Source organism: Methylomagnum sp. (assembly GCF_054333355.1).
On record NZ_JBTEKS010000316.1, the window covers coordinates 1 to 5206 of the forward strand.

A 5206-nucleotide genomic window follows, 5' to 3' on the forward strand; every position below is an offset into this window, starting at 1 on the left:
CCGCCCGGAATTGGCAATGGCCGAGAAGGCACTGGGCGTGGCGCGGTGAGCGCCCTGTCTACGGCGGGTTCTTCCTACGCCGCCTCCCGCAGCACATAGTGAATGACGATGTCGTCATAGGGCGCGAACACCCCGCCATCCCGCTTTTCCAGCAGCCCAAGCTCAGCCAACAGGCCGATGTCCGCATGGACGTTCTTGTAATCCCGTTCGATGGCCTGGGCGATTTGCCGGACATTCAAGCCCTCATTGCGGGCAATGAACCGCAACAGTTCCATCCGCTTCTCCGTGAATGTCGCCAGCAACTGCTTCTCGGAAGAAAAATTAAGACCGGGTGTGGATTCCGGCATGGCCTCGCCCGCATCCACCCGCGCCGCCCATGCCAATAATCGGGCCTGCTCGGCTTTGGGGTCGATAACGCCGATTTCGATGCGCTTCATACGATCTCTCCTGAAAGTGTTTCGATGTCCTCCGCGAAATCCGCCAGCAGCTTCGTCAAGGATTCAAAGCGGTAAGGCACTTCCTGCTCATCGGGACCGATATGCTTGTGGTCGCCCTTGCCCTGTTCGTTGTCGTACCGGACGATGGTGGTTCCGTGCCTGCCGCAATAAAGCCGGTATTTCAGGCCATGCGGTCGCTCGGTGGTCGCGGCGGGTAATTGCCAAATCAGCCGCTGAATCAGTCGGCCATCCGCGAGAACGGTTTTGGTACCGAGCAGTAACTTGGCTTTCATTATGGCATTCTAGGCCATAGCCAGTGGGTGCTGAAAGTCCGCTCAGACCGACGCGGTTTTCAAAACCGAGCTGGTCTTTGCCCTTGTCGCATTACATCCCCATCAATATCCGCAATCGGGCCAACACCGCTTGAACAGCCCCCGCATCGGCCCTGCCGCCGCTGTATTCCGCACGTCGCGCCCGCCAATCCAAATTCTTGACGTGATCGGCCAGCAACCACGCCCGAAATGCTGCCCGCCGTGACGGGCACTTCAAACGGATAACCCTTGACCTTTGAAGTAATCGGACAAAATACGCCCCGCCCCGTTAGGCGGTTATAGCGGCTATCGGAAAGCACCAAGGCGGGACGCCTGCCAGCCTGTTCCTGGCCTTGTTGCGGATCGAAGTTCAGCCAAACCACGTCGCCGCGTTCCGGGACATATCCTCCGGCTACCATGCTTCCGAACCTTCCGGTTTGCCCCACTCAACATCCAAGGCGTCGGGCAAGTTTTCAGGCGTGATACCGGCCAGCAAAGTGTCAAGGTCGGGGCTTTCGGAAGCGGGGCGCACCGTCAGGGTGCCGTGGTCGGAAAGCTCCATTTCCACGGCTTGCCCGACATGCAAGCCGCACAAACGAAGCGCCTCCGGTGGAATAACCACAGCAGCGCTTTGTCCCCAGAGGCCAATCGAGCTATGCAGCGTTTTCATAAGCGACCCTATCGAATGATGCGAATCAACATCTTACCCTTGCAGCCCGCGAGCGATGAAGTATCCATGTAGACCGACCCGGTTTTCAAAACCGAGTCGGTCTTTGTCCTCACCGCAAATAAACCCCATCCTCCCCAATCTTCCCCGGCCCATCCAGCACGTAAATCCCCGCCGAGTTGCCGTTGACATGGAACGACAAGCGCCCGTTATCCGCCCACGCCTCCCGCCCGGTCACGGCATCCCGATACACCCCCGCCCGCACGCCCTCGACGGTAATGTGCTGATCCCCGCCCATCGCCAAGCCCACCACGGCATAGCTGCCGCCCGCCGAATAATCCCGGATGAAGCTCATCCCGCCGCCCCATTCGGACACCCGCGCCATCCCCGCCTTCTGTAGCGCCGGAACCGCTCGCCGGATTTGATTCAGCCGCCGGATATGCCGGTACAACGGATGGCTTTGGGTTGCGGCGATGCGTCCGTCGGCCAAATGGTCGCCGAAGTAGGCCCGGCCCGTCTGGTCCAGGGTGTCCCGCTCGCCCGCCACGTCCTGCGGCGCGCCCTTCATGAATTCGATTTCCTCGCCGTAATACAGGCAGGGAATGCCACGCACGGTCCAAATCAGGTTATAGGCCGCCGCCGCCATCCATTGCTCGCCCTTGAAGCGGTACTTGAAATCGTTGTCCGGGCCGACATCGTGGTTTTGCAGGAAGGTCACAAGCTGGGTGGCGTCGCCATAGATCCAGTCCATGCCGAACACATGCCCGGTGCCGCCGTAGGTGCCCTTGCTCACCGTGTCGCGGAAGGTGGAGAACAGCCCGAAATCCAGTTGCGGGAAACCGGAATCGCCGCCCGAATTCGGGTTGCGCGGATCGTCGCCCAAGCGCGTGTACCACCAGGGCCGAATCTGCGAGGGGCCGTTGTCGCCGCCGCCCATGTCGCCCCAGCCGTAGCCCTTCACCAGATTCTCGCCGAACACGAACAGCCCCGGCTTGTGGGCCTTCCAGGCGTTGACGTATTCCAGCAGGTTGTCGCGCTCGATGTGCTTCACCGTGTCGATGCGTAGCGCGTCCACGCCCATGTCGAGATAGCGGTTGATGGACCCGGTGAGGTAATCCTTCACGTTCTGGCGGCGGGTGGCGAGGTCGATGCAGTCGCCCGCCAAATGCTTGGTTTGCAGCGGATGGGCGCTTTCCCAATCGCCGCCGCAGATGAAGCCGTCCTGGTGATACCACTCCGGGTCCAAATTATTCGCGTCGATGCCGAAGAACCGACCGGGGTTATAGCCGGGCTTGGGCACGGTTTCGCCGGTCTTGGGATCGACCAGCGGCTCGATGCCGTCGGGGTCTTTTGAATGGCGCTCGCGATACCACTCGGGAGCGACGGGGTTGTCGATGTCGTCGCGGTTCGGCCAAGCGTAATTGCCGAGGCTGCCCTGGTACGGCCCGTTATTGATGCGGCCCGGCTCGGAACCCTGCGGCACGTAGTATTTGATGGGCAGATGGTCGATGTGGACCTGGCCCCGGATGCCGTACTGGCAGGAATGGTTGACCACCACATCCTGGATGATTTTGATCCCCTTGGCGTGGGCCGCGTCGATGAGGTCTTGATAGGTGGCGTCGGGCGATTCCAAACGCGGGTCGATGCGGGTCCAGTCATAGGCGTGGTAGCCGTGGTAATCCAGCCCGGAACGGTTCTCCACCGGCGGCGTGATCCATATCGCGGTGAAGCCCAAGTCCTTGATGTAGTCGAGCCGCTGAATCAGCCCCTTGAAATCGCCGCGCCAGTGGGGGTCTTCCGCTTCGCCCGTGACCGGGTTGAACTTGATGCGGTCGCGGCAGAAGAAATTGTTGGACGGGTCGCCATCGTAAAAGCGCGTGGTGATGAGGAAGTAGATGGTCTCCTCGCGGAAATCGCCGCGCTGGTGGACCGGGGCCGGTTCCGGCAGCGGCGCTTTCTTGGCGGCGGAACGGGCGGGCTTCTTGGTTTTTTTGTCGGCGGGAGCAGGGGAGGGCGGATGGTCGGACCAGCGGCCATCCTCGAACCAGCCATCCCGGTGCCAGGCCAAATCAGCGGTCTGTCGGCCGTGCCCGTCGTTGAAGACGAAGCTCGCGCCGCCGTCGCCGAAGTCGTGGGCGAACCAGCCGCCGCCTTCGGATCGCATGGGGACGCCGGGCCAGGAGCTACAGGTGGCCTCGTGGCCCGCCTGCCAATAATGGATGTGAACGGTGTCCGCCCAATCGGCGGGTTTTTTGAAATGTACGGTGAAATTGGACATGGATGGTTGTTATTAAACGAAGGTTTCCGGGAGGACGTTTGTCCTCAGTAAATTAGGGATTCATATATGCCGCTGTTAAAATTGTTTATTTAAAGCAACACTGCGTTTGGGTTTCGATGCTCTTAGCCGAATAGGACGTTGTATGGGATTTGTTATTAAAGGGATTCCTTGCCGCTATATTTAACATTTTGTGAATGGTTGCGCCCCATTCGGGGGTTGGTTTTATACATCACAATCAAATCACTTCACGACTATACCAATAAGAAACATTTCAATCATGCAATTGCCGGTTACTTCAGATTCGATTCAAATTCCTCCGTTATCTGTGTCGGTGGTCGTTCCGGTCTATCGGGGCGGTGCCGAATTCCGGCGTTGCCTGGCGGGTTTGTCCGCCCTGTCGCCGCCCGCCGAGGAAATTATCGTGGCGGTGGATGGGGAGGACGACGGTTCGGGCAGCGCCGCCGAGGCACTGGGCACCACGGTGATCCGGCTGCCCCGCCGCTCCGGGCCCGCCACCGCCCGCAACGCCGGGGCGCGGCTGGCCCGGGGCGACATCCTGTTCTTCATGGACGCCGACGTGGTTCCCGCCCCGACCGTCATCGCCCAGGCGCGCCATGCCTTCGCCGCCGATGCGGGCCTGGCCGCCCTGTTCGGCTCCTACGACAATGCCCCGGGCGACCCCGGCTTCCTGTCCCAGTACCGCAACCTCCTGCACCATTACGTGCATCAAACCGGCGAGGAACACGCCCACACCTTCTGGACCGCCTGCGGCGCCGTGCGGCGCGAGGTGTTCCGGGCCATGGGCGGCTTCGACGAGAACATCGACATCCCGGCCATGGAGGACATCGATCTGGGCTACCGGCTGACCGGGGCCGGCCACCGCATCCGTCTCGCCAAAGACATCCAGGTCAAGCACCTCAAGCGCTGGGACGCGCTCACCATGCTCCGCACCGACATCTTCCAGCGGGCCATACCCTGGACTCGGCTGCTGCGGCGCGAAGGCCGGATCCGCAATGACCTGAATCTGCGTGCCGACAGCCGCTGGAGCGCCGTGCTGGCCTGGGTGGGGTTGGCCGCGCTGGCCGCCGGCCTGTTCCAGATCGAAGCGGCCTATGTGGCCGGCGCGGCGGGGGCGGGGCTGCTGTGGCTGAACGCGCCGCTGTACCGTTTTTTCCAGCGCCAACGGGGATGGCGCTTCGCGGCGCGGGTGATACCCTGGCATTGGCTATATTATCTGTACGGCAGCGCGGCCTTCGCCTTCGTGCTGGTGGCGGAGCGCATCAAATCGCTGCCATCTCGCTGACAATCCAGCGGAACCGAACAACCACAACGCCAACAGACTTTTCCGCAGATTTTCATGAGTACACTCCATACCGTCATCGTGGGGGCCGGCCCCGCCGGGCTCACCGCCGCCTATGAATTGGGCCGACAAGGCGCTTCCGCCGTGGTCCTGGAAGCCTCGGAGGAGATGGGTGGCTTGTCCCGCACCGCCACCCACCGCGACTACCGCTTC

General features: G+C 61.6%; 7 protein-coding genes. 2 read left to right on the forward strand and 5 right to left on the reverse strand.

From position 1 onward, the window contains the following. Positions 1–74 precede the first annotated feature (74 nt). From ACXWUF_RS18075 to ACXWUF_RS18095, 5 genes are all read right to left on the reverse strand, one after another. On the reverse strand, positions 75–437 hold the full coding sequence (locus ACXWUF_RS18075) for an HVO_A0114 family putative DNA-binding protein (RefSeq protein WP_458496001.1): 363 nt from the start codon (positions 435–437) through the stop codon (positions 75–77). Then, the gene (locus ACXWUF_RS18080; RefSeq protein ID WP_458496002.1) at positions 434–730 is read right to left on the reverse strand and encodes a toxin-antitoxin system TumE family protein; all 297 of its coding nucleotides are present in this window, start codon (positions 728–730) and stop codon (positions 434–436) included. Before ACXWUF_RS18080 ends, ACXWUF_RS18075 begins: the two co-directional genes overlap by 4 nt. 59 nt (positions 731–789) lie before the next feature. Beyond that, on the reverse strand, positions 790–1167 hold the full coding sequence (locus tag ACXWUF_RS18085; protein ID WP_458496003.1) for a type II toxin-antitoxin system PemK/MazF family toxin: 378 nt from the start codon (positions 1165–1167) through the stop codon (positions 790–792). After that, complete coding sequence (locus ACXWUF_RS18090; protein WP_458496004.1) at positions 1161–1418, reverse strand: AbrB/MazE/SpoVT family DNA-binding domain-containing protein; 258 nt, start codon at positions 1416–1418, stop codon at positions 1161–1163. The genes ACXWUF_RS18085 and ACXWUF_RS18090 overlap by 7 nt, the downstream gene beginning before the upstream one ends. Positions 1419–1527: 109 nt before the next feature. Continuing rightward, positions 1528–3693, reverse strand: a complete 2166-nt coding sequence (locus ACXWUF_RS18095) for an alpha-amylase family glycosyl hydrolase (RefSeq protein WP_458496005.1) — start codon at positions 3691–3693, stop codon at positions 1528–1530. A 277-nt stretch (positions 3694–3970) separates the two neighbouring features. On the opposite strand from ACXWUF_RS18095, the gene ACXWUF_RS18100 reads away from it, so the two are divergent. Both ACXWUF_RS18100 and ACXWUF_RS18105 read left to right on the forward strand, forming a co-directional pair. Beyond that, a complete protein-coding gene (locus ACXWUF_RS18100) occupies positions 3971–4996 on the forward strand; it encodes a glycosyltransferase family 2 protein (RefSeq protein WP_458496006.1) in 1026 nt (341 codons plus the stop codon). A 54-nt stretch (positions 4997–5050) separates the two neighbouring features. After that, on the forward strand, positions 5051–5206 hold a 156-nt coding region (locus ACXWUF_RS18105), incomplete at its 3' end, for an FAD-dependent oxidoreductase (protein ID WP_458496007.1).

What these genes read in the sequence shown, in the direction of transcription:
- ACXWUF_RS18075 (WP_458496001.1), bottom strand. Translation starts at nt 437, where the DNA reads ATGAAGCGCATCGAAATCGGCGTTATCGACCCCAAAGCCGAGCAGGCC.
- ACXWUF_RS18090 (WP_458496004.1), bottom strand. Translation starts at nt 1,418, where the DNA reads ATGAAAACGCTGCATAGCTCGATTGGCCTCTGGGGACAAAGCGCTGCT.
- ACXWUF_RS18100 (WP_458496006.1), top strand. Translation starts at nt 3,971, where the DNA reads ATGCAATTGCCGGTTACTTCAGATTCGATTCAAATTCCTCCGTTATCT.
- ACXWUF_RS18095 (WP_458496005.1), bottom strand. Translation starts at nt 3,693, where the DNA reads ATGTCCAATTTCACCGTACATTTCAAAAAACCCGCCGATTGGGCGGAC.
- ACXWUF_RS18080 (WP_458496002.1), bottom strand. Translation starts at nt 730, where the DNA reads ATGAAAGCCAAGTTACTGCTCGGTACCAAAACCGTTCTCGCGGATGGC.
- ACXWUF_RS18085 (WP_458496003.1), bottom strand. Translation starts at nt 1,167, where the DNA reads ATGGTAGCCGGAGGATATGTCCCGGAACGCGGCGACGTGGTTTGGCTG.